Origin of the sequence: Actinokineospora globicatena, from assembly GCF_024171945.1 — a bacterium.
Lineage (GTDB): Bacteria > Actinomycetota > Actinomycetes > Mycobacteriales > Pseudonocardiaceae > Actinokineospora > Actinokineospora globicatena.
The window spans coordinates 1,717,124-1,740,531 of record NZ_JAMTCR010000002.1 but is presented as its reverse complement, the minus strand read 5'-3'; the positions used below and the strand labels follow the sequence as shown (position 1 = coordinate 1,740,531).

Here is a 23,408-nt window from a genome sequence, read left to right as displayed (position 1 = left end):
CCGGGCCTGCCTCACCCGGGATGCGCCCCCACGGCGTCCCGAATCCGTGCCCCCAACCGGTCGTCCACCGACCGGGCGCAGTGCGCGCAGCAGTAGAAGCGCCCCTCGACCTCGACCCCGTGCCCCAGGATCCGGCACGAGCAGTGCTCGCACACCGGCGCCAACTTCGTCGCCGCGCACTCGAAGCAGTCGAACGTGTGGACCTGCCCGCTGACGGTCCGCACCTCGAACGCCATCCAGTAGTCATTCCCGCAGGTGTCGCAGATCGCCATCGGGGCTCCTCTCGTTCCCCCGCACCCTGCGCCCCAGCCCCGCCCCCGGCAACCCAGAACCCCGATCCCCGCCCCAACCCCCACGATCGAGTGATCCTGCACCGGGTGCCCGCCACGGAACGCGATCTTGCCGTCACGGGAACGGCACGTGCGGGCTCATCGCGTCGACCACTCCGCGCGACACTCGCGGCCCACCAACGGAAATTCGGTGACAGCACGGTAGAACCAGCAGAGATTCGGGCCCCTGCGGGAAAAGCGGTGATCAGCCGTTGCGGCCCTGGGTGAAGTTGTCGATCTTGAGGACGCCGTCCTGCTGGACGAAGGCGTAGACGTAGGGCTCCTTGGAGTCCTTGCCGTTCTTGTGGGTGAACTTGATCTGGGCGGCGACGCGGTTGCCCTCGGCCTTGGCCTCGAGCAGTTCCACGGCGGAGAGGCCGTCGTAGAACTTGGTGAAGCTCTCCCAGCCGCGGGACTTGTCGCGGGCCTTGTCGGTGAGGAGGTCCCAGGCGGCCTTGGTGTTGCCGGGCAGCAGGGAGTAGTAGTTCCGCAGCGCGCCTTCGAGTTCCGCCGGGGTGGGGGTGGCGGGGGGCGCGGAACTGGTGGTGGTCGGGCGGGACGACGTCGTCGTCGGGGCGCTCGTGGTGGTGCGGGGGGCCGTGCTGCCGGCCGTGGTGGTCGTCGGGGCGGGGGTGGTCGTCGTGGACGGGCCGCCCGCTTGGGAGTTGTTCTTGCTGACGATGCTGGCGACCAGGATGCCGATCAGGGCGGCCGCGACGATGGCCAGGACCGTCAGCAGGACCGACCGGACGTCGTGCTTCTTCTTGCGCTCCGGGGCCGGGGGCTGGCGGACGGCGCCGCCCGGTGGGGTGCGGGGGCCGGTGTAGTTGCGCGGCGGGGGCGGCGGGACGGCCGCTTGGCGCATCGGGCCGGACGGGTTCGGCTCGGCGAACGGGTTGACGTCCAAGCGGGTGCCGCCAGCGGGCGGCGGCAGGGTCGTCGGCCGGGGCGCGGGAACAGTGCGCTGGTTGAGCATCGCCACGGCGGGCAGCGGCTTACCGGAGGCGACAGCGGCAAGTGCCTCTTTCGCCGCCGTCATGGTCGGTCTCTCGGTCGGGTCGGCGCGCAGCAACTGCATCAGCAGAGCCGTAAGAGGCCCTGCCTGGCGCGGGGGCGTCACCTTGCCCGCCGCGACCGCGTACAGCAGTGCGAGCGTGTTCTCCGATAGACCGAACGGCGAATGCCCTTCTACCGCCGTATAGAGCGTCGACCCCAGTGAGAAGACGTCTGCCGCAGGGGTAGGCGCCTCGCCCTTCGCGACCTCTGGCGCCAGGTAGGCCGGTGTACCCGCGAGCATCCCGGTAGCGGTAACCGTGATGTCGCCGGTCGCGCGGGAGATGCCGAAGTCGGTGATCTTGACGGTGCCGTCGTCGCCGAGCAGGACGTTGGCGGGCTTCACGTCGCGGTGCACGATCCCGGCCGCGTGCGCGGCGACCAGGGCCGCGGCGATCTGGGTGCCGATGCGGGCCGCCTCGACCGGGGGCAGCACCTCGCGCTCGGTCAGTGCCGCCGCCAGGCTCTTGGACGGCAGGTACTCCATGATCAGCCAGGGCTCGTTGTCGTGCTCGGCCACGTCGTAGACGGTGATCGCGTTGGGGTGCGCGAGCCTGGCCGCGATCCGGCCCTCGCGCATCGCGCGCTGCCGGGCCTCCTCGGCCTGGTCCGAGCTCAGCCCCGGCTGCGAGAGCAACTGCTTGACCGCGACGGTGCGGTGCAGCCGCTCGTCGCGGGCCTGCCAGACCACACCCATGGCGCCGCTGCCGATGCGCGCGCCGAGCCGGTAGCGCCCGGCCACCAAGGTCTGCTCGCTGGTCATGTGCTGCCGCTCCTGGCTTACTGGTTCGGGGTCGGTGGGGTCGCGCTCGACGGGTCGGGGGTCGTCGTGGTGACCTGGGTGGTCGTCGTGGTGGACGCAGGCGGCGTCGTGGTCGTGGTGGTCGGCACCGACGGCGTGGTCGTGGTGGTCACGACCGTGGTCTGCTTGGGCTGGCTGGTGGTCGGCACGACGACCCTGGTCGTCGTCTCCACCTCGGGCTTCTCCGCGCTGGTGGTGGGCAGCACGACCGACGGCGACGGGTTGTCGACGGTGTTGGGCTGCTGCGACGGCCCGGCGCCGGTGTCCCTGTTGATCATGAAGAACGTGCCGACCGCCAGGATCGCGGCGAGCCCGACCCCGGCGACCACCAGCGGCATCCGCGAGCGCGGCGGCAGCGGCGGTGGGGCGACCCTGGCCATCCCCGGCCTGCTTTGCGCCGTGCGCCCGACCACGGTGGTCGGCGCGCCCGCGGCGACCAGCCTGGTGCGCGAGTCGGACCCGGTCGGCACCGGCGGCACGTCCGGGTCCTCGCCCCTGGCGACGGCCATCAGCATGTCGCGGGCCTTGGCCGCGCTCGGCCGGTCCTCGACGTCCCCGGCGAGCAGGGCGACCAGCACGTCGGTGAGCGGGCCGGAGCGGCTCGGCGGGTTGATCTTGCCGGAGGCGACCGCGTGCAGCAGCCCCAGGGTGTTCTCCGACAGGCCGAACGGCGGCTCGCCCTCGGTGGCCGCGTAGAGCGTCGAACCGAGGGAGAACACGTCGGAGGCCGCGGACGGGTCGCGGCCGACGGCGACCTCGGGGGCCAGGTACGCGGGGGTGCCCGCGATCAGGCCGGTCTTGGTGACCGTGACGTCGTCGGTGGCCCGGGAGATGCCGAAGTCGGTGATCTTCACCGAGCCGTCGTCGCCGAGCAGGATGTTGCCCGGCTTGATGTCGCGGTGCACGATCCCGGCGGCGTGCGCCGCGGCGAGCGCGGCGGCCACCTGGGCGCCGATCGCGGCGACCTCCTCCGGGGCCAGCGGACCGCGCTCGTTGAGCGCGATCGCCAGGCTCACCGACGGCAGGTACTCCATGATCAGGCAGGGCGCGCCGTCCTCGTCGGCGACGTCGAACACCGCGATCGCGTTCGGGTGGTGCAGCCGGGCGGCGATGCGGCCCTCGCGCTTGCAGCGGGCCACCGCCTCCTCGGCCTCGTCCTCGGGCAACCCCGGCGGCAGCAGCAGCTTCTTGATCGCCACCGTCCGGTTCAGCCGCTCGTCGACGCCCTGCCAGACCACGCCCATGGCACCGCTGCCGATGCGTCGCTCCAGCCGGTAGCGCCCGGCGACCAGCCGGCCCTCGTCGCTCATCCCGACCGGAACCTCCCTCACCCGCGAAGCGCTTCGCGGGCTGTTCGTCAACGGCGCGGGTGCGCGCCACCGGAGCACACCCCGGCACCGGCGTCGCCGGTTCGGATCCGGGGTTGGCCGACCGTCCCAGGCTAGGCGTTCACGCAGCGCGCACGAACGCAGTCCCACTACCACGGGGGCGGCGCCGGTGACGGCTACATACTGTCACAATCGTGCCCTAACGGGGGCACCACACCGGACCTCAGTCCCGCTGCGCGGAGACCAATTCGGCGTCCACGATGCGCTGCGGCACGGTCCTGGTGACCGTCAGTAGCTGCTGCACCCGCAAGTGCACACCGTCGCGCAGGTGGATCCGGATCACCGCGAGCACCCCGTCGCGCCGCTCGACCACGTCGAGCACCTCGATGCGGCTGACCTCGGTCCACGAGCCGAGGAACTCGCCGAGCGTGGTGCCCAGCACGTCGCCCGCGATCAGCTCGAAGGCGGAGCGCGGGTTGACCTCGATGAGCCGGTAGTACTCCAGCACCAGCTCGCGGTTGGAGGTGAGCGCCCGCTGGTCGCGCTCGGAGCGCGCCGGGTTCGTGTCGCCGGTGCCCCTGCGCGGCCCGCCGCTCGCCGTGGGTGGCCTGCTGGTGCTGGTCGGCGGCGGGCTGATGCTGCCGGAAGCGGCCCCGGTGACCTCGGACACCACCGGCGTGTCGGCCTCACCGGCGACCACGCGGCCGAGCTGGTGCGGCAGCAGCGCGCGCTCGCCGGTGATCTGACCGGCCACCACCGCGGAGCCGCGGGCGGCGTCCCGGTCGCGGGCGATGATCGTGGAAGCGGCGACAGCGCCGCACAGGGTGACCACGGCGACGCCGAGCCCGGTGAGCTTGGCCAGCCGCGCGGTGCGCGAGGCCGCGACGGCCTCGTCGCCGTCCTCGTGCTCGGGTGCAGGCCGCACCGACTGGGTGTCGACCGTCGGGGTGAACGCAACGGGGGCGTCCACGGGGTCGGGACCGGGTTCCGGCTGCCGCCGGATCAGGTCCGCGACGCGAACCGACCCGGTGCGCACCCGGCGCTTACCGGTCGTCGGACGATCCACTGCCGCTTTCCTCCGCCTGACTCGCTCGTCGGGGCCACTCGTACCCTGCTGCCGGGTGCTCACACCACTCTTTCTCGGCGCATCACCCGATCGAGGCGATAGGCGGCGTCCAGATTCACTCGAAAAGAGCAGTGGTGACACACGGCTCCGGCCGGAACCCGCTGACTCGGGTGCGATCGGACCAACACCGGGGGCCGCGCGGTCCATCACCTCGGCCCCACCGCACCCATCATGCCTGACCAGGCGCAAGAGGTGAACCTCCCGCTGTCCACGGCTAGTCCGCCGTCTTGTCGGCGGTGATGAGCGGGTCCTCGCCGTAGGAGAAGGTCAGCTCGCGCTCCTCGGTGGTCACCGAACCGTCCTTCCGGTACACCCGCAGCACCGATCGGGTGCGCGCCCGGGTCGGGTCGATCACGATCCGCTCCACCTGCACCTTGCTCACACCGGCGTAGCGGCGCTGGATCTGCTCCTGGCCCTGGCGGCGCAGGGAGCCGCTGGTCATCGCGAACGCCGCGTCCGGGTCGGTGACCACGCGCCGGTAGTACGCCTCGGTGCGGTCGCCCATGGTGACCGGGTCGTTCGCCGGGACGACCAGCATCGGGGTGACCACGGTGCTGCGCGGTGCCGCGCTCGGCGACTCCTCCGGCCGGAAGAACGGGCCGGGCCTGCTCGTCGGGCTGCTCGACTGCGCCAGCGCGGAGGACCCCGGGCCCTCCGCCGTCGAGGGCTGCTCGGTCGGTGGCGGCGCGGGCGGGCCCGGTGTCGGCGAGTCGGCGGTCGTGGTCGTCGGCGCGGCGGTCTCCCGCTGCTGGTCCGGGGTGGCGGTGAGGTTCGACGGCCCGTCGGTCAGCGGCCGGGGGAACTGGCTTGGCAGGCCGGGCAGCGCCTCCACCACGTCCGGGCGGCGCGGACCGGACATCAGCGTCGCCGCCGCGTAGGTCAGGCCGATCACCACCAGGATCGCCGAGGTCACCGCGAACCAGGCCGCGTGCCGCCAGGACCGGGGCGGGGTGACCGAGGCCGGGATGCTGCCCAGGTCGAACTTGGCCAACCCGGTGGCGGGCCGGTCGACCCGGACCGTGGCGCCGATGACCGGCAGCACGTCGGTCTCGTCGGCGGCGCGGGCGGTGCTGCTCAGGGCGTGCGCCCCCGCTCCCCGCACGCGGCGCACCCTGGCCCGGTACGCCCGGTGCCTGCCCTGGTTGTCGTCGTCGGCGGGATCGGTGCCGTCCTCGGGGAACGGGTCACCGGGCACCTCGGCGCGGGACCGGCCCGCCCGGGGGTCGTCGTCGGGCGGGGGGCTGTCCTCGGCCTGGCCGTCACTGGGGGCCATCGTGCGTGCGACTCCTCTTCGGCGATCAGCCGGTGTTGACGACCTGGAACTCCTCGGCCAGCCGCCCCCTGGGCAGGCCGTACCTGGCGGCGGTGTCGGTGAAGTGGGCGTGCATCCGGGTCTCGAGCTCGGTGTCGGCACCGACCTGGGAGACGTGGCAGCGCAGCGCGGCCATCCGGCGGTCGAAGAACTCGGTGGTGTCCACGCAGTGGTCGCGCAGCTGCCGGGGGCCGTCGGTGATCCACAGCTCCGGCACCACCCACGGCGCCAGCCCCTCCTCGGCGAGGAGGTCCGGGTACGCGTTGGGGTTGCGCGCGTCGGGGTAGACCGCGGCCAGGGTGGCCGCGCCGACCGCGCGGTGGTCCGGGTGGGCGGTCGGCACGTGGTCCCAGTTGATCTCAGGGGACCAGGTGAGCACGCGGTGCGGGCGGACCCGCCGGATGACCCTGGTCAGGTCGCGGCGCAGCGCGGTCGTCGACTCGACGGCGCCGTCGGGGTGGTCGAGGAAGACGACCTCGCCGACCCCGAGCAGGTCGGCGGCGTGCAGCTGCTCGGCTTGGCGGATCGCGCCGACCTCGCCGCGCGGGCGGGTGCCGTCGCCGCTCGCCTCGCCCTTGGTCACGACGCAGTAGGTGACCCCGACCCCGGCGGCGGTCCAGCTCGCGACGGTGCCCGCGGCGCCGAAGTCGACGTCGTCGGGGTGCGCGCAGACCACCAGGGCCCGGCGCACGTCGTCGCGTGGGGTAGCTCCGATCACGCGGAGAAGACTATGCGGTTACGCGCCGTTGTTTCGCCTGCGCCGAGGTCCCCCGGCCCACGCCACACGTTCGCGTGACATGAAGGGAGAAAGTGAGCGCTCGGTTCACCTACTCGGTGCGGTAGCGCTCGATGGTGCGGGACAGCTCCTTGCCCGCGACCGCGCCGGAACCCGCCGCGATCAGGATCGCCACCACGTCGAGGAACCCGCCGCCGCTGGTCAGCAACCAGGCGAGCGCGGCTCCCGCGGTGGTGATCCCGGCGACGGGCCACCGGCTGCGGACGTACGTGGCGACGGCGTTGCCGCTCGCCCCGCGTTTGCGCGCCGCCGAGTTCAGCAGCGCGAGGTACCCGACCAGGCCGAGCGCGGCGACCAGGGCGATGACGGCGACGAGGACCGCGATGAGATCCACCATGGTCCCAGTCTGCCCCACCCCGGCCGGGCGGAGATGGGGGATTCCCCCTAGTCCGCCCCTGGTTCAGCGCCCGGTGACCGGGCGGTGGCGGATCAGCGGCCGAGCTTGCCCCGGCTCAGGTCCAGCAGCGCCAGCGCGAGGGTGCGACCGGCCGGGCCGAGCTCGCGGTAGCGGGCCAGCACGTCCATCTCGCGGTTGACCACGATGCGCGGACCACCCGCGGCCATCCTGGACGCGCCGATCGCCTTGGACACCTCGGCCCTGCGCTTGACCAGGCGCAGGATCTCCTGGTCGAGGAAGTCGATCTCCTTGCGCAGCTCGGCGACCTCCTCCGGTGCTGGCAGCTCGACGCTCGGCTTCTCGGATTCGGGCTTGTTCTCGGTGATCGGGCTCATCATCTTCCCTCGGTGATCTCTGGCACCAGGTCACGTTCCCGAGACAACGGAAGCCCCGGGTCCGTGGACTCGGGGCTTCGCGGTGGTCTGCTGTGTGCGCCTACACCACTACGGGAGCCGGAGTCCGGGTCCCGTAGAAAAACTCGTAGCAGGTCAGCACGTGACGAGTCTGGCACACCACCGGCGCGGGGGTCGAGCGGTTGTGTGAATTCCCGACGACGATCCCGGGAGGCGGTGGCGGCGCCGGATCGTCGGTCGCCCCCGGTACCGTGGTCGCCACGATGGAAGCTCTCTTCGACCTCCCCGCCCCGGATCCGGCCCCGGCCGCCGCGCGCCCGGCAGGCGTCGCCGCCCTGCTCGACGACCTCAACGACCCGCAGCGCCGCGCGGTCCAGCACGCGGGCACCCCGCTGCTGGTGGTCGCGGGCGCGGGCTCCGGCAAGACCAGGGTGCTGACCAGGCGCATCGCCCACCTGCTCGCCGAGCGGCACGTGCACCCCGGCCAGGTCATGGCCATCACCTTCACCAACAAGGCCGCCGCCGAGATGAAGGAGCGGGTGGCCGACCTGGTCGGCCGCCGGGCGAACGCCATGTGGGTGTCGACGTTCCACTCGATGTGCGTGCGCGTGCTGCGCCGGGAGGCCAAGGCGCTCGGGATGGGGTCGAGCTTCTCCATCTACGACGCCGACGACTCGCGGCGGCTGCTCACCCTGGTGGCCCGCGACCTGGACCTGGACCCGAAGCGGTACCCGGCGCGGACGCTGTCGGTGCACATCTCGAACCTGAAGAACGAGCTCGTCGACGCCGAGACCGCCGCGCAGGACGCGAGCAACGACCTGGAGCGCCGGGTCGCCGAGGTGTACGCCGAGTACCAGCGCAGGCTGACCCAGGCCAACGCGATGGACTTCGACGACCTGATCATGCGCACGGTGGAGCTGCTGCAGGCGTTCCCGGACGTCGCGGAGTACTACCACCGCCGGTTCCGGCACGTGCTGGTCGACGAGTACCAGGACACGAACCACGCGCAGTACACGCTGGTCCGCGAGCTGGTCGGCAAGGGGACCGACGGCCTGCCGCCCGCGGAGCTGTGCGTCGTCGGCGACGCCGACCAGTCCATCTACGCCTTCCGCGGCGCGACGATCCGCAACATCGTCGAGTTCGAGCGGGACTACCCGACCGCGACGACCGTCCTGCTGGAGCAGAACTACCGGTCCACGCAGAACATCCTCACGGCGGCGAACGCGGTCATCGCGCGCAACCCGAACCGGCGGGACAAGCGGCTGTGGACCGCGACCGGCGACGGCGAGAAGATCGTCGCCTACGTCGGGGACAACGAGCACGACGAGGCCAACTTCGTCGCCAACGAGATCGACCGGCTGGTCGACTCCGGTGTCGCCAACAACAGCGACGTGGCGGTGTTCTACCGGACCAACAACCAGTCCCGGGTGTTCGAGGAGATCTTCATTCGGCTCGGGTTGCCCTACCGGGTCGTGGGCGGCGTGCGGTTCTACGAGCGCCGCGAGATCCGCGACGCCCTGGCCTACCTGCGGGTGCTGGCCAACCCGGACGACACGGTCAGCCTGCGCCGGGTGCTCAACGTGCCCAAGCGCGGCATCGGCGACCGGGCCGAGGCCTGCGTGTCGACCTACGCCGACCGCGAGCGGGTCTCGTTCGCCACCGCGTTGCGCGCGGCGACCGAGGGCAAGGTCCCGATGCTCAACCCGCGCTCGCAGCGGGCCATCTCCGGGTTCGTCGAGCTGGTCGACGGCCTGCGCCGGTTCGTCGACGACGGCCAGGACGTGGCCGAGGTGCTCGACGCGGTGCTGGAGCAGACCGGGTACCGCGGCGAGCTCGAGGCCAGCGACGACCCGCAGGACGCGTCCCGGCTGGAGAACCTCAACGAGCTGATCACCGTCGCCAGGGAGTTCACCGAGGCGCCCGAGGTGATGGCGCCCGACGACGCGCCCGAGGGCATCGAGCCGGTCGAGCTGACCGGACCGGCCGCCGGGTCGCTCGCGGCGTTCCTGGAGCGGGTGTCGCTGGTGGCCGACGCGGACTCCATCCCGGACGCGGAGGACACCGGCGGGGTGGTCACGCTGATGACCCTGCACACCGCGAAGGGCCTGGAGTACCCGGTGGTGTTCTCCACCGGCTGGGAGGACGGGATCTTCCCGCACATGCGCGCGCTCAGCGATCCGGTCGAGCTGGCCGAGGAGCGCAGGCTGGCGTACGTGGGCATCACCAGGGCCAGGGAGCGGCTGTACCTGTCGCGGGCGATCGTGCGCTCGGCGTGGGGCCAGCCGATGACCAACCCGGCCTCGCGGTTCTTCGACGAGATCCCAGCCGACCTGCTCGACTGGCGCCGGGTCGGCCCGGAGCGGTCGATGCCGACCAGGGCGACGACCTGGGGCAGCCGGTCGAGCGAGTCGGTGCAGGCGAGCAGGCAGCGCACGTCGCCGATGAAGGGCTGGCAGGACACGCCGTCGCTGTCGCTCTCGGTCGGCGACCGGGTCAACCACGACAAGTACGGGCTCGGCACCGTGGTCGCCTCGGACGGCCAGGGCGCCAGGGCGACCGCGACCATCGACTTCGGCTCGTCGGGCACCATCCGGTTGATGCTGATCGGCAGCGTCCCGATGGTGAAGCTCTAGCAGGCCGTGGCGGAGCTCTAGTCGAGCGCCTGGTAGGCCGAGGTCAGGAAGTCGGAGTAGACCCGCGGTCCGGCCGGGGACGTCCACGCCTGCTGGGTGAGCAGGACGGTGATGAGGTCCTCGGCCGGGTCGACCTGCCCGGAGGTGCCGAGGCCGCCCTCCCAGCCGAAGCGGCCGGGGGTCTTGTGGATGTCGTCGCGGGCGGTCACGACGCTGACGCCGAAGCCCCAGCCGCTGGTGTCGAAGAAGCCGTCGACCAGGCCGCCGCCCGCCTTCTGCGCGCTGGTGAGCTGGTCGGTGGACAGGGTCAGCACCGAGGGCCGGGACAGCACCGGCGCGCCGCCGCGGCGCAGCATGCCGAGGAAGGCGAGGTAGTCGGCGGCGGTGCTGACGAGGCCGCCCGCGCCGGACTGGAAGGCGGGCGGGGTGCTCCACTGGCCGCCCTCGGCCGGGTCGTAGACGGTGCGTTCGCCGCTGTCGGTGGTCGAGTAGGCGGTGGCGAGTCGGGCGACCTCGTCCGGTCCGACGTGGAACCCGGTGTCGCGCATGCCCAGCGGGGCGAAGACGCGCTCGGCGAGGAACTCGGCCAGCCGCTGCCCGGCCGCGCGTTCGATGAGGACACCCAGGACGTCGTAAGCCGTGTCGTACCACCACTTCTCGCCGGGCTGGCTCAGCAGCGGCAGTGTCCCAAGTAGCCGGATGAACTCCGCCGAGTCCGGTGTGGACGCCGGGTTGGGCGGTCCGGGTTCCAGACCGGCGGCGGCGATCGCGGCCTGGACGGGGTAGGTCCCCGGCGGCGCCATGATCACCCCGTGCCCGAAGGTGGAGGTCAGCAGGTGGCGCACGGTGATCGGGCCGCGCGCCGCGACGGTGTCGTCGAGCGGGCTGTCGATGGCGCGCAGGACCCGCGGCTCGGCCAGTTCCGGGATCAGGTCGCCGATGGGGTCGCCGAGGCGCAGGACGCACTCCTCGACCAGGACCAGCGCGGCGACCGCCGTCACGGGCTTGGTCATCGACGAGATGCGGAAGATCGTGTCCGCGCCCGCCGGGAGGTCGCCGAGGGCGGTCACGTGGGTCTCGCCGCCGTGGTCGAGCAGCGACACGATCCCGGGGACGGCGCCGCTGTCGACGTGCCGGGCCATGACGTCCCGGTGCCGGGCGAGCCTCACCTGATCCATGGCCGCCAACCTAGCCGACATCGCACAGGGGTTCGAGAATTGTCGTACCCCTGCGGTTGACTCCCAACATGGACACGAGGCAGTCAGGATTGCTGGCCAGGGCAGCCGGGCCACGCCCGGTGGAGACCGATGCGCGGGTGCAGGTCACCCGCCTGTTCACCCCGCGCGTGGCGGCCCCGGCGGGTCGGTGGAGCCCACGCCTGTCCCGGGCCGGTCCTGACACAGTCGGGTGACAGGGGTGTTTGGTTCCGTGCCGGAGGGGGCATTCTGCTAGTGCACGGTGAGCAGCAGCGCACGGTGACGACCGGGGCGCCACAACTGAACAGCGTCGAGCTGGACAGCGCACCGAACACCGACCACGGTCAGGACGACCGGGTAGCGGTCATGGCGTGGCGGATCCCTGTTGAGAGCACCGCGTGGCGGAGACCCTTACAGAGCGATACCGCGCGCGGCCAGCCACGGGGTGGGGTTCATCTTGCGCCCGTCGGCGTCCCAGATCTCGAAGTGCAAGTGCGGGCCGGTGGACTGGCCGCGGTTGCCGACGTGGGCGATCAGCTGACCGGCCTTGACCTTCTGGCCCTCGCGCACGACGTAGTCGTTGACGTGGCCGTAGATCGAGACGGTGCCGTCGGCGTGCTGCACGCGGACCCAGAGGCCGAAGCCGCTCGCGGTACCCGCCTCGATGACCACGCCGTCGGCGACGGACACGATCGGGGTGCCGATGCGGTTGGCGATGTCCACGCCGTAGTGCGTGACGCCCCAGCGGGCGCCGAAGCCGGAGGTGAAGGTGCCGACGGCTGGCCGCACGAACTTGGGCCGGGCCGCTTCGTCCTGCTGTGCCTTGAGCGCGGCGGCGCGTTCGGCCTTGGCTTGGGTGAGCCGCTCGGTGGTGGCCATCTTCTGGGCCTCGAGCGTGCCGTCGGCCTCGCCTGCCAGCGCGAGCAGCTCGGGTGCGGCGGGTGCGTCACCGCCCATGCCCATGGAAGCGGCGGCCTGCCGGACGCCCGCGACCGGGACGATCTCGTCCGCGGCGGCGCCGGTGCTGCCTCCGTCGCCGGAGACGGCGTGGATGGTCTGCCCGGCGGCAGCGGCGGCGAAGGCGCCGACCGCGACAGCGGCGACGACCACGCGACCGCGCAGCGCCGAGGACGGCGGGGCGATCCGGTGCGCACCCTTGGCGCGGCGGGCGCCGCGTTCGAGCGCTTCGTCAAGAGCGGCGAACTCGGGTTCGCCGCCGGTGGAGCGGTGTCGGGACAAGACCTAGCCTTCCGCCTTCGGGGAGTCCGATCGCGTCGACACCTGCTCGCGGGGGACGAGCGCTGGTGCAGGGCACCGGGCGGGGGACCCGGCTGAGGTGGTTTCCGGCTGGATTCCACCCCGGCCCTATTCGTGACCGGACCGTGACAACGGACCCGGGGACAGTAACGGGGCGGCAGCGCCGCAGGCAACAGCGCTCACCCGGATCTCAGCGCACGCCCTACGGTCAGACCGCGACACCCAGCGACGATCACGCAAAGTTAACCCAAAGTCACACCCTTAGTGTGAGCTGCGTCTCCGTTCAATCAGCCATCCGGGTGGCAACCGGTTTTCTGCCGGGTCCGTCCGCCACCCGCCGCAGGTCACGGCCCGGCTACTGCGGAGCGTCAACGCCGCCTTCACCCACATGCACGCCGCACGCCCCACCCGCCACCGCAGCACCCACCGCTAATTCTGTGTACGGACCGCACACGGGAGTGCGCGCCGGTCCGGGTGCGAACCCAGGGTGATCACGCGGGTGCGCAGGGGCGGCAGTCGCGCCCGGCACCCGCCCGCTGCCCCGCGCCGGACCGCGCTGCTTGCTAGCGTTGCCCGCGATGACTCTGCGGATCAGCACCCCGCCCGCCGCCGACTCGGCCGCCGACGCCAGCACCGGTCCGCGGATCGGGTGGGCGGAGAGCCCAGCCCGGTTGCGCCTCGCCTTCGCGGTGGCCGCGGCCGGGGCGGTGGCCCAGATCGCGGGTCCCCTGATCGGCGTGGTCGACGCGGCCCCGCCCGCGGCGTTCACCGCGCTCCCCCTGCTGATCGCGCTCGCCCTGCTGCCTCCGGTGGTGGCGACGGCGTTCGCGGTCGGCGGCCGACCGATCGTCGGCGCCGCTGTCCTGGTCGGCTCGGCGCTGCTCGCCCCGGGCCGGGTACTCGGCGACCTGCAGTTCCTGCTCGACCCGCTGGTCGTGTCGCGGCCGGAGATCACGGTGCCCACGAGCCTCGCCCCGCTGCGGGCGGGTGCCGGGCTGTGGCCGCTGCTCATCGGGCACCTCCTGGTGATCGCGGCGGGCGTGCTGGCCGCCAACCGGGCGGGCGCTCCCTACGGCACCCCTTATGCCGCCGAGCTCGACGACGAGGTGCGGCAGCGGTCGGCGCCGCTGGGTCTGGTCGCCGGGATCGCCGCCGCGTTCGGGCTGCAGCTGTCCCCGTTCACCTCCGGCAACGCCTTCCTGCTCGCCGAGGGCCTGATCGACAGCCCGTGGCTGCTCCGGTTCGCCTTGCTCGTCGCCTGTGCCGGGGTGGTCGCGGCCGCCCTGGTCGGCGCCGGGTCCCGGCCGTCGGTCGCGCGCGGGGTGAGCCTCGGCGCGGCGCTCGGTGTGCTCGCGATCACCGCTCCGCAGATCGCCGCCGGGCTGTGGGTGCCCCTGCTCGACGCCGCGCCCGGTCCGTACGTCGCCCTGGTGTGCGCGGCCGGACTTGCGGTGTCGGTGTGGGTGACCACCAGGGCGCACGGCAAGGCCGACCCGCTCCGCGTCGCGGGCGCGCTCGGTCTGCTCGCCGGTCTTGCCGGGATCGCCGCCGCGACCACCACCGTGATCGCGGTGAACGGTGTCGCGCAGGAGACCTATTCCAACCGGCTGTTCCACCCCGCGGGCATCCTCGTCGCCGCGCTGTCGATACCTCTTCTCTTCCGCGCGAGCGCGGCACCGGTGCGACCGGCCTTCGCCGCCGCGCTCGCCGCCATCCCGCTCGCCGGGATGTCCACATTGGACGCCGTGGTGACCGCGACCGCCGTGGACGCCACCGTCGGCACCGGCGCGGCGGTCTGGTTCACCGGCGCGGCCGGGGTGCTCGCCGCGGCGGCCGCCGTCACCGCGCTGGTCGCCGGGAGCGCCGAACGCGGCGAGCCCGAGGAGCGGCCGCTCGACCTGGTGCTGTTCGCCCCGCTCGCCGTCGCCGGGTTGCTCGCCGTCGGCGCGTTCGGGCTGCCGGTGGTCAAGGCCAAGGGCCTGGTCCCGCCGGGCATCTGGACCGAGTTCCGGCTGGCCTCGCTCGGCTTGCTGCTCGCCGTGCTCACGATCGTGGTGGCCGTCGCGCTCACCCCGGTGTCCCGACCGCACCGGGCGGGCGCGCTGCTGCTCGGCTGCGCGGGCCTGGTCGGCGTGCGGGTGCTGGAGTACCCGTTGACCGCCGCCCGCGCCGCCGGATCGGTGCCCGGCCCCGGCCTGTGGCTGGCGCTGGCCTGCGCAGGCGCCCTCGTGGTCGCCGGGCTGATGGTGCTGAGCCGCCGGTGAGGGTCGTCCTGGTCGGCGACCCGTCGGTGGCCGCGGACCTGCGCGACCGGGGCGTCGAGGTCGTCTACCTGGCCGGGGCCGACCCGCTCGGGCTGGTGCGCACCGCCGTGCAGGAGGACGCCGACGCGATCGCGGCGCCCGGCGCTCTCCCGGCGATCACCGCGCTCCTGGCGGACAATGGCGCGGTGGACATCGCCGTGGTCGGCGTGGACTCGATCGTGTCCTGGGTGGTCGACACGGCCGGTGAGTGAGGTCACCACCGGTCGTGACGGACCTCACCGGGTGCGAAGTGTCAAGCCCCATCCCACGTCGCTAGGGTTCCCGTGTCGTGGCGGCAGCGCCGAGTCAGGCAAGCCCTGCCGCCCCCTAAGCAGCAGCACGTCGACACCGTAAGTCAGGAGACTGTCGAGTGGACCTGTACGAGTACCAGGCGAAGGATCTCTTCGCCGCCCACGGGGTCCCGGTCCTGCCGGGCGACGTGGCAAGCACCCCCGAGGAAGCCCACGCGATCGCGGAGCGGCTCGGGCAGACCGTCGTCATCAAGGCGCAGGTGAAGACCGGCGGCCGGGGCAAGGCGGGTGGCGTCAAGCTCGCCGACACCGCCGACGGCGCCAAGGAGAAGGCCGAGGCGATCCTCGGTCTCGACATCAAGGGCCACATCACCCGCAAGGTGCTGGTGACCGTCGCCTCCGACATCGCCGAGGAGTACTACTTCTCCTTCCTGCTCGACCGCGCCAACCGGACCTTCCTGGCGATGGCGTCGGCCGAGGGCGGCATGGAGATCGAGCAGCTCGCGGTCGAGCGCCCGGACGCGCTGGCCAAGGTGCCGGTGGACGCCATCAAGGGCGTCGACCTGGACACCGCGCGCGACATCGCGACCCAGGCCAAGATCCCGGCCGCGGTGCTCGAGCAGGCCGCCGAGGTCATCGTCAAGCTGTGGGAGACCTTCGTCAGCGAGGACGCCACCCTCGTCGAGGTCAACCCGCTGGTGCGCGACCCGCAGGACAAGGTCATCGCCCTCGACGGCAAGGTGACCCTGGACGAGAACGCGTCCTTCCGCCAGCCCGGCCACGCCGAGCTGGTCGACAAGGAGGCGGAGGACCCGCTGGAGGCCGCGGCCAAGGCCAAGGACCTCAACTACGTCAAGCTCGACGGCCAGGTCGGCATCATCGGCAACGGCGCGGGCCTGGTCATGTCCACCCTGGACGTCGTCGCGTACGCCGGTGAGAAGCACAAGGGCGTCAAGCCCGCGAACTTCCTCGACATCGGTGGCGGCGCCTCGGCCGAGGTGATGGCCAACGGGCTGCACATCATCCTGGGCGACCCGGACGTGAAGTCGGTGTTCGTCAACGTCTTCGGCGGCATCACCGCGTGCGACGCGGTCGCCAACGGCATCGTCGCGGCGCTGCAGATCCTGGGCGACGAGGCCACCAAGCCGCTGGTCGTCCGCTTGGACGGCAACAACGTCGACGAAGGTCGGCGGATTCTGGCCGAGGCCAACCACCCGCTGGTGACCGTCGTCGACACTATGGACAACGCTGCCGACAAGGCTGCCGAGCTCGCGGCTGCGGGGGTCTGATCATGGCTATCTTCCTGACCGAGAACAGCAAGGTCATCGTCCAGGGCATCACCGGCTCCGAGGGCACCAAGCACACCGCGCGGATGCTCAAGTCCGGCACCAACGTCGTCGGCGGGGTGAACCCGCGCAAGGCGGGCACCAAGGTCGAGATCGAGGGCCAGTCGCTGCCGGTGTTCGCCACCGTCGCCGAGGCGATCGCCGAGACCGGCGCGGACGTGTCGGTCATCTTCGTGCCGCCGAAGTTCGCCAAGGACGCCGTCCTGGAGGCGATCGACGCCGAGATCGGCCTCGCGGTCGTCATCACCGAGGGCATCCCGGTGCACGACTCCGCCTACTTCTGGGCGCACGCGGTCGCCACCGGGCACAAGACCCGGATCATCGGCCCGAACTGCCCCGGCCTGATCAGCCCAGGGAAGTCCAACGCGGGCATCATCCCGGCGGACATCACCGGCCCCGGCAAGATCGGCCTGGTGTCCAAGTCGGGCACGCTGACCTACCAGATGATGTACGAGCTGCGCGACATCGGCTTCTCGTCCGCGGTCGGCATCGGCGGCGACCCGATCATCGGCACCACGCACATCGACGCGCTCGCCGCGTTCGAGGCCGACCCCGAGACCGAGCTGATCGTGATGATCGGCGAGATCGGTGGCGACGCCGAGGAGCGGGCCGCGGCCTACATCAAGGAGAACGTGACCAAGCCGGTCGTCGGCTACGTCGCGGGCTTCACCGCGCCCGAGGGCAAGACCATGGGCCACGCGGGCGCCATCGTGTCCGGCTCGGCCGGGACCGCGCAGGCGAAGAAGGAGGCCCTCGAGGCCGCCGGGGTCAAGGTCGGCAAGACGCCGTCGGAGACCGCCGCCCTCGCCAGGGAGCTGTTCACCGCGCGCGGCTAGACCGTCGCGGTGGGACGTGGGGCCGGGCGCTGGTAGCGTCCGGCCCCACCTTCGTTCATCCGTTCGGGAACCGGTCGCGACCGGCCGACGTCGAACGGGCAGGGATGGGCTAGCGTTTTCGTTGGCTCTGATGTTTCTTCGTCGCTGAGGAGAGCACGCGATGACCTACCCAGGTGCGCCGGGCGGATACCCGGGGCCGGGACAACCGCAGCAGCCGCCGCAGCAGCCGCAGCCGGGCTTCGGACCGCCGCCGGTCGGCAGCCGGTTCACCCTGGCGCAGACGCTGCACCTGGTGGTCATCGGCCTCGGTGCGCTGAACCTGTTCCTCGGGTTCGCCCCGGTGGTGACCAGCACCAGCTTCTACGAGGGCCTCGCGGGGTGGGTGCCGGGTCTGCTGTTCGCCGGTGGTCTGCTCGCGCTGCCCGCGGTGCTGCCCGGTGACAAGAAGGTCGGCCCCGGCTCGGTCGCCGTGGTGCTCAGCACGACGCTGGCGTTCCTGTTCACCGTCTTCACCATCCCCGCCGAGCTCAAGGCGGGCGGGATCATGGTGCTGATCTTCGCGCTGCTGCAGGCCATCGGCGCGATCGCCGCGTTCCTGTTCGAGGCCGGTGTGCTCAAGCCGCCCGCGCCGCGCCAGCACCACGGGCACTTCGGCCAGCCGGGCGGCTACAACCCGAACCCGGCCTCCGGCCAGTTCCAGCAGCCCTACGGCCAGCCGCCGGTGCAGCAGCAGCCGGGTGCGCAGACCACGTTCGCCCCGCAGCAGGGCCAGTTCGGCCAGCCGCCGCACGCGCCGGGCACCCCGCCCGGCGGGTACCCGCAGCAGGGCTGACGCGCCTTCTCGCCGAACGGGCGGGGTGACCGGGAACACCGGCCACCTCGCCCGTTCCGCGTTTCCGGGGCGCACCGGATGGTGACGCGGCGGCGTGCCTGACCCGATCGGCGCAACGCTGGTGCCAGAGTGGGGGCCATGCCGCACACCGACCTGCTGGAGGCCGTGGAGCAGGACCGGGCCGAGATCGCCCGGTCGACGCGGGTCCGGGTGCTCGCGGTGGCGGCGGTCGGACCGGTGCTGACCGGGTACGCGGCGGTGGCCGCGGTGCTGGCGCTGGTCACCGCGATCGCGGCGCGGGCGTTGTTCACCACCACCGGGGTGCTGGCCGCGGCGGTGCCCGGCTGGTTGGGCGCCTACCAGGTGCCGGTGCGCATCGAGGGCCACGAGTTGGGTGCGTTGCCGCTGCTGCCGACCCTGCTGGCGCTGGTGTTGGTGTGGCGGACGGCGGCTAGCGCTGCGGAACGCCTGGGCGTCGAGACGCCACGAGAGGCCGCGCAGGTCGTAGGCGCGATCGTCGGTGCGCACGCCGCAGTAGGGTTGTCGTTGGCGTTGTTGTGTTCTGGTGGCACGGTCACCATCGATCCCTTGGCTGGTTTGTACTACCCGGCACTGTTGTCCGGTATCGCTGCCGTGGCAGGTGTGTTGCCGCGCGCGGGGTTGTCGCGTGTGTTGTCGGAACGGATGGACGCGGTAGCGCTGAGAGGTCTGCGAGCCGGTTTGCTCGCTGTAGCGGCGTTGCTGGCGGCGGGCGCACTTGTACTGACGCTCGCGTTGGCGCTGTCCTTCTCGACGGTGCGACACCTGTTCGCCATAGAGGACTTTGGCGGCGGGATCGGCATGTTGTTGCTGTCGCTGGGATACCTGCCGAACGCGGTGGTAGCGGCGACGGCGTTCTCGGCAGGGCCCGGGTTCGCGCTCGGGTCGGTTGTGGTGTCGCCTATGGACTTCACCGGTGGGACTGTGCCGCCGCTGCCCTTGCTCGGCGCCCTGCCAGAACAGGGGCAGGCGTGGTGGCTGGTGCTGTTCGCGTTCCCGGCCGCGGTGGGGACGCTGGTCGGGTGGGTGCTGCGCGAGGTCGACGAGTCGCCCAAGGTGCGGGTGCGGGCCGTGGTGGTCGCCTCCGTCGTGGTGGCGATGGCGTTCGCGGTGCTCGGCGGCGCGGCGGGGGGCGCGCTCGGCGGCGGGCCGTTCGACCCGCTCGACCTGCGCGCGGCGTGGCTTTCGGTGGCGCTGGTGGCCTGGGTGGCGGTGCCCGGCGCGGTGGTCGCGTGGACCGCCGGACCGCAGCCCCTGCGCGTCGAACCGGAACCGGAACCGGAACCGGACTCCGACCTGGACTCGGACTTCGACGAGGACGACTTGGACGACCTGGACGACTCGGATGACGCCGACGACTCCGATGACGACCTCCAGGACTCGGGCGCCGCCGAGCTGACCGAGGATGAGGCTGAGGACGACCCGGCCGAGGAGCCCGCTGAGGACGCGGACCCGGCGGACGAGGACGCGCCCGCGGACGCCGGGGAGCAGCCCGCGTCGGGCCGCTGAACAAGATCGACTGCGCACCGCATACGCTGGGGACACCCCCGTTCCGGCCGTCGCAGGAGACCACGCTGAGCGCCCAGTACCCGCCCACCGCGCCTGCCAGGGTCGTCGTCCTGGTCTCCGGGTCAGGCACCCTCTTGCAGGCCCTGCTCGACGAGTGCGCGCGCCCGGGGTACCCGGCCGCTGTCGTCGCCGTCGGCGCGGACCGCACCGGCATCGAGGGCCTGGCCAGGGCCGAGCGCGCGGGCGTCGCGACGTTCACCGCGCGCACCCGCGACCACGCCGACCGCGGCGCGTGGGACACCGCGCTGACCGCGGCGGTCGCCGCGCACGAGCCGGACCTGGTGGTCTCGGCGGGCTTCATGAAGATCCTCGGCCCCGCGTTCCTGGCCCGCTTCGGCGGCCGGGTGATCAACACCCACCCCGCGCTGCTGCCCGCGTTCCCCGGGGCGCACGCGGTGCGCGACGCGCTCGGCTACGGCGTGCTGGTCACCGGGTCGACCGTGCACCTGGTCGACGGCGGCGTGGACACCGGGCCGATCATCACCCAGGAACCCGTGCCGGTGCTGGTCGGCGACGACGAGGCGGCACTGCACGAACGCATCAAGGCGGTGGAGCGGCGGTTGCTTGTCGACGTTGTCGCCAAGTTGGCCGCGGCCGGCTACACCGTGGACGGACGAAAGGTGAGCATCCCGTGACCGTTACCGAGGCGGCCGAGCGGCGGCCGATCCGCCGCGCGCTGATCGGCGTGTCGGACAAGACCGGCCTGCTGGAACTGGCGACCGGGCTGCACGCGGCCGGGGTGGAGATCGTGTCCACCGGGGGCACCGCGAAGACCATCGCCGACGCCGGGGTGCCGGTGACCCCGGTCGAGGAGGTCACCGGGTTCCCCGAGTCGCTCGGCGGGCGGGTCAAGACGCTGCACCCGAGGGTGCACGCGGGCCTGCTGGCCGACATGCGCGACCCGGCGCACGTGGCCCAGCTCGACCAGCTGGAGATCGCGCCGTTCGACCTGCTGGTGGTCAACCTGTACCCGTTCGTCAAGACGGTCGCCTCGGGCGCGTCGCCGGACGAGTGCGTCGAGCAGATCGACATCGGCGGCCCGGCGATGGTGCGCGCGGCGGCCAAGAACCACGCGAGCGTCGCGGTCGTCGTCGACCCGTCGCGGTACTCGTGGCTGTTGGAGCAGGTCGCCGCAGGTGGCTTTACCCTGCGCGACAGGCAGTCCCTCGCCGCGTCGGCGTATCGGCACACGGCGTCCTACGACGTCGCGGTGGCCTCTTGGATCGGCAGCACGCTCGCGCCGGACGACGAGGGCTCGGGTTTCCCCGGTTGGGTCGGCGCCACCTGGCAGCGCAAGAACGTGCTGCGGTACGGGGAGAACCCGCACCAGAGCGCCGCGCTGTACGTGCAGGGCGACGGCTCGTCCGGGCTGGCGACGGCGACGCAGCTGCACGGCAAGGACATGTCGTACAACAACTACGTCGACGCTGACGCTGCCTGGCGCGCCGCGCACGACCACGCCGCCGACTGCGTGGCGATCATCAAGCACGCCAACCCGTGCGGCATCGCGGTGTCCGCGGTGGACATCGCCGAGGCGCACCGCAACGCGCACGCCTGCGACCCGACCAGCGCGTTCGGCGGCGTGATCGCGGCCAACCGCGAGGTCAGCGTGGCCATGGCCGAGCAGGTCGCGGAGATCTTCACCGAGGTCATCGTGGCCCCGGCCTACGCCGACGGCGCGGTCGAGGTGCTGGCGCGCAAGAAGAACATCCGGATCCTGCTCGCCGAGCCGCCCCGCCGCGCGGGCGCGGAGCTGCGCCCGGTGTCCGGCGGCCTGCTGGTGCAGACCATCGACACGGTCGAGGCCGAGGGCGACGACCCGGCCAAGTGGACCCTGGCCACCGGCACCCCCGCCGACGACGCCACCCTCGCCGACCTGGCCTTCGTCTGGCGCGCCTGCCGCGCGGTCAAGTCCAACGCCATCCTCATCGCCAAGGACGGCGCCACCGTCGGCGCGGGCATGGGCCAGGTCAACCGCGTCGACGCCTCCCGCCTCGCGGTCGCCCGAGCAGGCGACCGGGCCCGCGGCGCCGTAGCCGCCTCCGACGCCTTCTTCCCCTTCCCCGACGGCCTGGAAGTCCTGGTAGAAGCAGGTATCCGCGCCATCGTCCAACCCGGCGGCTCCGTCCGCGACGCCGAGGTCATCGCCGCCGCCGAAGCCGCGGGCGTGACCGTCTACCTCACCGGAACCCGCCACTTCGCCCACTGACCACCCCCGCCGAATTTCCCTCTTACGGGCGACAGAAGTTATCCACATGTCGATCTCCACGGGGGCGCTCCCAAGATCCACTGTCGGTGGGTGCCGGTAAACTGGCCCAGGGACGCCCCCCGGAGAGGGTGGGGGCCGGGCCAGGCTTGGGGAGGGCCCCCGGGAGCGTCAAGGGGCTTCGCCCGAAGGTGTGATGGGCGGGTGCGGGCGCCTGCTCGCGGCGGCGGCGATGGCCGCCCGGCCTGGGCTGGCGGAGGCTAGTCATGCCCAGCCCTGGTCGAGCCCTGCGGTCAGACGGCGAGGATGCGGCGGGTTTGGCGGGCGGTGGCGATGAGGGTGCCGTCGCGGGTCCAGAGTTCGCTGGCGTCCACGCACCAGCCCGCGGTCGCGTGTTCGGTGTGGATGCGCGCGAAGGCCCAGTCCGCCGCGGGGAACGTGTGGGCCGCCTCGGTGAAGTGCACCGCCAGTTCAACCGTCGGGATCGGAACCGGGGTCGTGCGAGTGGCATAGAGAGCGGGTGCGAGGACGTCCAACAGCACCGTCGCCGCCGACTCGGGCCGCGCGGGCGGGGCGACAAGTCGGACCCAAGAGGTCAAGACAGGACTATCGCCGCCGCTAAGAGGGACGCTCCCAACAGGACGGAACTCGATGTGCTGCGCGAACGGCACCAACCCCGGCGGCAGCGTGAACGGCGCCAGGTCATTGACATCGGGGACCGGCGGCAAAGCCAGCGCCGGGCTATCCGGCCCGGTATCCCCACCGCCGAAGGTAGCGGTAGCAAGCAAGGCAAGCTTGTCTTCCGCCTCCAGACGCGCGGTGACGGTGGAGCTGCTGCGACCCGACTTGACCAAGTCAGCCGATACGCGAACCTCGTCCGACCGCACTGCCGAGAGGAACGACACGTGCACGGCCCGCGCCGGTAGCCCCGAAACCAGCCTCCCCGCGTGCTCTAGCGCGATGCCCGCCAAGAGTCCACCGTGGGCACCGGTCCACGAGCGCCAGCTCTCGTCGACGCGTTCGACATCGGCCAGGACAGTCATGCGGCACACCCCGTGGTCAGTGGTTTTACGCAACCGACCCTACTGCCCGGTACGGGGCGACGCGCGGAGATCTACGTCATGCGGGACCCGTTTGACACCGGCCCCGGGTGGGGTACTCTTCTGTCATCGAACACTTGTTCGATCCGGGCGGTCGGAGTCGAGGCCGGACGTTCGGGAACCGCCGTCTCCCCACGGCAGGTCGTACGCGAAATGAGCGGCGCGTGCGATGGACCCGTGGGAGGTATGCGGTGCGGTCGCTACCTGCTTCCGTCGCGGGGAAGTACGCGGAAGCAGGTAGCGACCATTTCTCCATAGGCGCACCGTTAGCGGTAAGCGCCCCGCGACACCCGATCGGCCCGCTATCGCGGAACGGTCCTAGAACCCCTCAAGCCCCAACGCGC

20 protein-coding genes are annotated in these 23,408 nt (G+C 72.2%); 9 read left to right on the top strand and 11 right to left on the bottom strand.

Translation table 11 applies throughout. The features are described from left to right. Window positions 1-11: 11 nt before the first annotated feature. The 8 genes from LV79_RS08475 to LV79_RS08440 form a co-directional block, all read right to left on the bottom strand. The gene (locus LV79_RS08475; RefSeq protein ID WP_253833859.1) at window positions 12-272 is read right to left on the bottom strand and encodes a metallothionein; all 261 of its coding nucleotides are present in this window, start codon (window positions 270-272) and stop codon (window positions 12-14) included. Window positions 273-534: 262 nt separating this feature from the next. Beyond that, the gene (locus LV79_RS08470; RefSeq protein WP_253833858.1) at window positions 535-2,145 is read right to left on the bottom strand and encodes a serine/threonine-protein kinase; all 1,611 of its coding nucleotides are present in this window, start codon (window positions 2,143-2,145) and stop codon (window positions 535-537) included. Window positions 2,146-2,162: 17 nt separating this feature from the next. Further along, on the bottom strand, window positions 2,163-3,494 hold the full coding sequence (locus LV79_RS08465; RefSeq protein ID WP_253833856.1) for a serine/threonine-protein kinase: 1,332 nt from the start codon (window positions 3,492-3,494) through the stop codon (window positions 2,163-2,165). 241 nt (window positions 3,495-3,735) lie between these two features. Beyond that, on the bottom strand, window positions 3,736-4,578 hold the full coding sequence (locus LV79_RS08460; RefSeq protein ID WP_253833855.1) for a hypothetical protein: 843 nt from the start codon (window positions 4,576-4,578) through the stop codon (window positions 3,736-3,738). 274 nt (window positions 4,579-4,852) lie between these two features. Further along, the gene (locus tag LV79_RS08455) at window positions 4,853-5,911 is read right to left on the bottom strand and encodes a hypothetical protein (RefSeq protein ID WP_253833854.1); all 1,059 of its coding nucleotides are present in this window, start codon (window positions 5,909-5,911) and stop codon (window positions 4,853-4,855) included. A gap of 25 nt (window positions 5,912-5,936) precedes the next feature. Then, entirely contained in the window at window positions 5,937-6,668 is a 732-nt protein-coding gene (locus LV79_RS08450) for a PIG-L deacetylase family protein (RefSeq protein ID WP_253833853.1), read from the bottom strand. Window positions 6,669-6,777: 109 nt separating this feature from the next. Beyond that, complete coding sequence (locus LV79_RS08445) at window positions 6,778-7,083, bottom strand: hypothetical protein (RefSeq protein ID WP_253833852.1); 306 nt, start codon at window positions 7,081-7,083, stop codon at window positions 6,778-6,780. A 92-nt stretch (window positions 7,084-7,175) separates the two neighbouring features. Then, window positions 7,176-7,481, bottom strand: a complete 306-nt coding sequence (locus tag LV79_RS08440) for a chorismate mutase (protein ID WP_372495284.1) — start codon at window positions 7,479-7,481, stop codon at window positions 7,176-7,178. A gap of 278 nt (window positions 7,482-7,759) precedes the next feature. Here LV79_RS08440 and pcrA point away from each other — a divergent pair, with 278 nt between their 5' ends. Next, entirely contained in the window at window positions 7,760-10,129 is a 2,370-nt protein-coding gene (pcrA, locus tag LV79_RS08435) for a DNA helicase PcrA (RefSeq protein WP_253833849.1), read from the top strand. 17 nt (window positions 10,130-10,146) lie between these two features. Here the strand turns inward: pcrA and LV79_RS08430 are convergent, their stop codons facing one another. Beyond that, window positions 10,147-11,307, bottom strand: coding sequence for a serine hydrolase domain-containing protein (locus tag LV79_RS08430; RefSeq protein ID WP_253833847.1), 1,161 nt, complete (start codon window positions 11,305-11,307; stop codon window positions 10,147-10,149). 429 nt (window positions 11,308-11,736) lie between these two features. Next, on the bottom strand, window positions 11,737-12,564 hold the full coding sequence (locus LV79_RS08425; RefSeq protein WP_253833838.1) for a M23 family metallopeptidase: 828 nt from the start codon (window positions 12,562-12,564) through the stop codon (window positions 11,737-11,739). A gap of 596 nt (window positions 12,565-13,160) precedes the next feature. Here LV79_RS08425 and LV79_RS08420 point away from each other — a divergent pair. From LV79_RS08420 to purH, 8 genes are all read left to right on the top strand, one after another. After that, window positions 13,161-14,846, top strand: coding sequence for a hypothetical protein (locus LV79_RS08420; RefSeq protein ID WP_253833836.1), 1,686 nt, complete (start codon window positions 13,161-13,163; stop codon window positions 14,844-14,846). Continuing rightward, window positions 14,843-15,097 carry a hypothetical protein gene (locus tag LV79_RS08415; RefSeq protein WP_253833834.1) on the top strand — a complete coding sequence of 85 codons (255 nt, stop codon included), beginning with the start codon at window positions 14,843-14,845 and terminating at the stop codon, window positions 15,095-15,097. The genes LV79_RS08420 and LV79_RS08415 overlap by 4 nt, the downstream gene beginning before the upstream one ends. 158 nt (window positions 15,098-15,255) lie before the next feature. Beyond that, window positions 15,256-16,425 carry an ADP-forming succinate--CoA ligase subunit beta gene (sucC, locus tag LV79_RS08410; RefSeq protein WP_253833832.1) on the top strand — a complete coding sequence of 390 codons (1,170 nt, stop codon included), beginning with the start codon at window positions 15,256-15,258 and terminating at the stop codon, window positions 16,423-16,425. 2 nt (window positions 16,426-16,427) lie between these two features. Beyond that, window positions 16,428-17,318 (top strand): succinate--CoA ligase subunit alpha, encoded by an 891-nt coding sequence (sucD, locus tag LV79_RS08405; protein WP_092777868.1) that lies wholly within the window; start codon window positions 16,428-16,430, stop codon window positions 17,316-17,318. Window positions 17,319-17,478: 160 nt separating this feature from the next. Then, complete coding sequence (locus LV79_RS08400; RefSeq protein ID WP_253833823.1) at window positions 17,479-18,150, top strand: DUF5336 domain-containing protein; 672 nt, start codon at window positions 17,479-17,481, stop codon at window positions 18,148-18,150. Window positions 18,151-18,288: 138 nt separating this feature from the next. Continuing rightward, on the top strand, window positions 18,289-19,698 hold the full coding sequence (locus LV79_RS08395) for a cell division protein PerM (protein WP_253833821.1): 1,410 nt from the start codon (window positions 18,289-18,291) through the stop codon (window positions 19,696-19,698). A gap of 65 nt (window positions 19,699-19,763) precedes the next feature. Continuing rightward, window positions 19,764-20,393, top strand: a complete 630-nt coding sequence (gene purN / locus LV79_RS08390; protein WP_285469864.1) for a phosphoribosylglycinamide formyltransferase — start codon at window positions 19,764-19,766, stop codon at window positions 20,391-20,393. Further along, entirely contained in the window at window positions 20,390-21,967 is a 1,578-nt protein-coding gene (purH, locus tag LV79_RS08385) for a bifunctional phosphoribosylaminoimidazolecarboxamide formyltransferase/IMP cyclohydrolase (protein ID WP_253833818.1), read from the top strand. The genes purN and purH overlap by 4 nt, the downstream gene beginning before the upstream one ends. A 290-nt stretch (window positions 21,968-22,257) precedes the next feature. Here the strand turns inward: purH and LV79_RS08380 are convergent, their stop codons facing one another. Then, window positions 22,258-23,007 (bottom strand): acyl-CoA thioesterase, encoded by a 750-nt coding sequence (locus LV79_RS08380; protein ID WP_253833817.1) that lies wholly within the window; start codon window positions 23,005-23,007, stop codon window positions 22,258-22,260. Between the last annotated feature and the right edge of the window lie 401 nt (window positions 23,008-23,408).

Excerpts from the sequence above, each read along its gene's own strand:
- LV79_RS08475 (WP_253833859.1), bottom strand. The coding sequence starts at position 272 with ATGGCGATCTGCGACACCTGCGGGAATGACTACTGGATGGCGTTCGAG.
- LV79_RS08470 (WP_253833858.1), bottom strand. The coding sequence starts at position 2,145 with ATGACCAGCGAGCAGACCTTGGTGGCCGGGCGCTACCGGCTCGGCGCG.
- LV79_RS08465 (WP_253833856.1), bottom strand. The coding sequence starts at position 3,494 with ATGAGCGACGAGGGCCGGCTGGTCGCCGGGCGCTACCGGCTGGAGCGA.
- LV79_RS08455 (WP_253833854.1), bottom strand. The coding sequence starts at position 5,911 with ATGGCCCCCAGTGACGGCCAGGCCGAGGACAGCCCCCCGCCCGACGAC.
- LV79_RS08445 (WP_253833852.1), bottom strand. The coding sequence starts at position 7,083 with ATGGTGGATCTCATCGCGGTCCTCGTCGCCGTCATCGCCCTGGTCGCC.
- LV79_RS08440 (WP_372495284.1), bottom strand. The coding sequence starts at position 7,481 with ATGATGAGCCCGATCACCGAGAACAAGCCCGAATCCGAGAAGCCGAGC.
- pcrA (WP_253833849.1), top strand. The coding sequence starts at position 7,760 with ATGGAAGCTCTCTTCGACCTCCCCGCCCCGGATCCGGCCCCGGCCGCC.
- LV79_RS08430 (WP_253833847.1), bottom strand. The coding sequence starts at position 11,307 with ATGGATCAGGTGAGGCTCGCCCGGCACCGGGACGTCATGGCCCGGCAC.
- LV79_RS08420 (WP_253833836.1), top strand. The coding sequence starts at position 13,161 with ATGACTCTGCGGATCAGCACCCCGCCCGCCGCCGACTCGGCCGCCGAC.
- sucD (WP_092777868.1), top strand. The coding sequence starts at position 16,428 with ATGGCTATCTTCCTGACCGAGAACAGCAAGGTCATCGTCCAGGGCATC.
- LV79_RS08400 (WP_253833823.1), top strand. The coding sequence starts at position 17,479 with ATGACCTACCCAGGTGCGCCGGGCGGATACCCGGGGCCGGGACAACCG.
- LV79_RS08395 (WP_253833821.1), top strand. The coding sequence starts at position 18,289 with ATGCCGCACACCGACCTGCTGGAGGCCGTGGAGCAGGACCGGGCCGAG.
- LV79_RS08380 (WP_253833817.1), bottom strand. The coding sequence starts at position 23,007 with ATGACTGTCCTGGCCGATGTCGAACGCGTCGACGAGAGCTGGCGCTCG.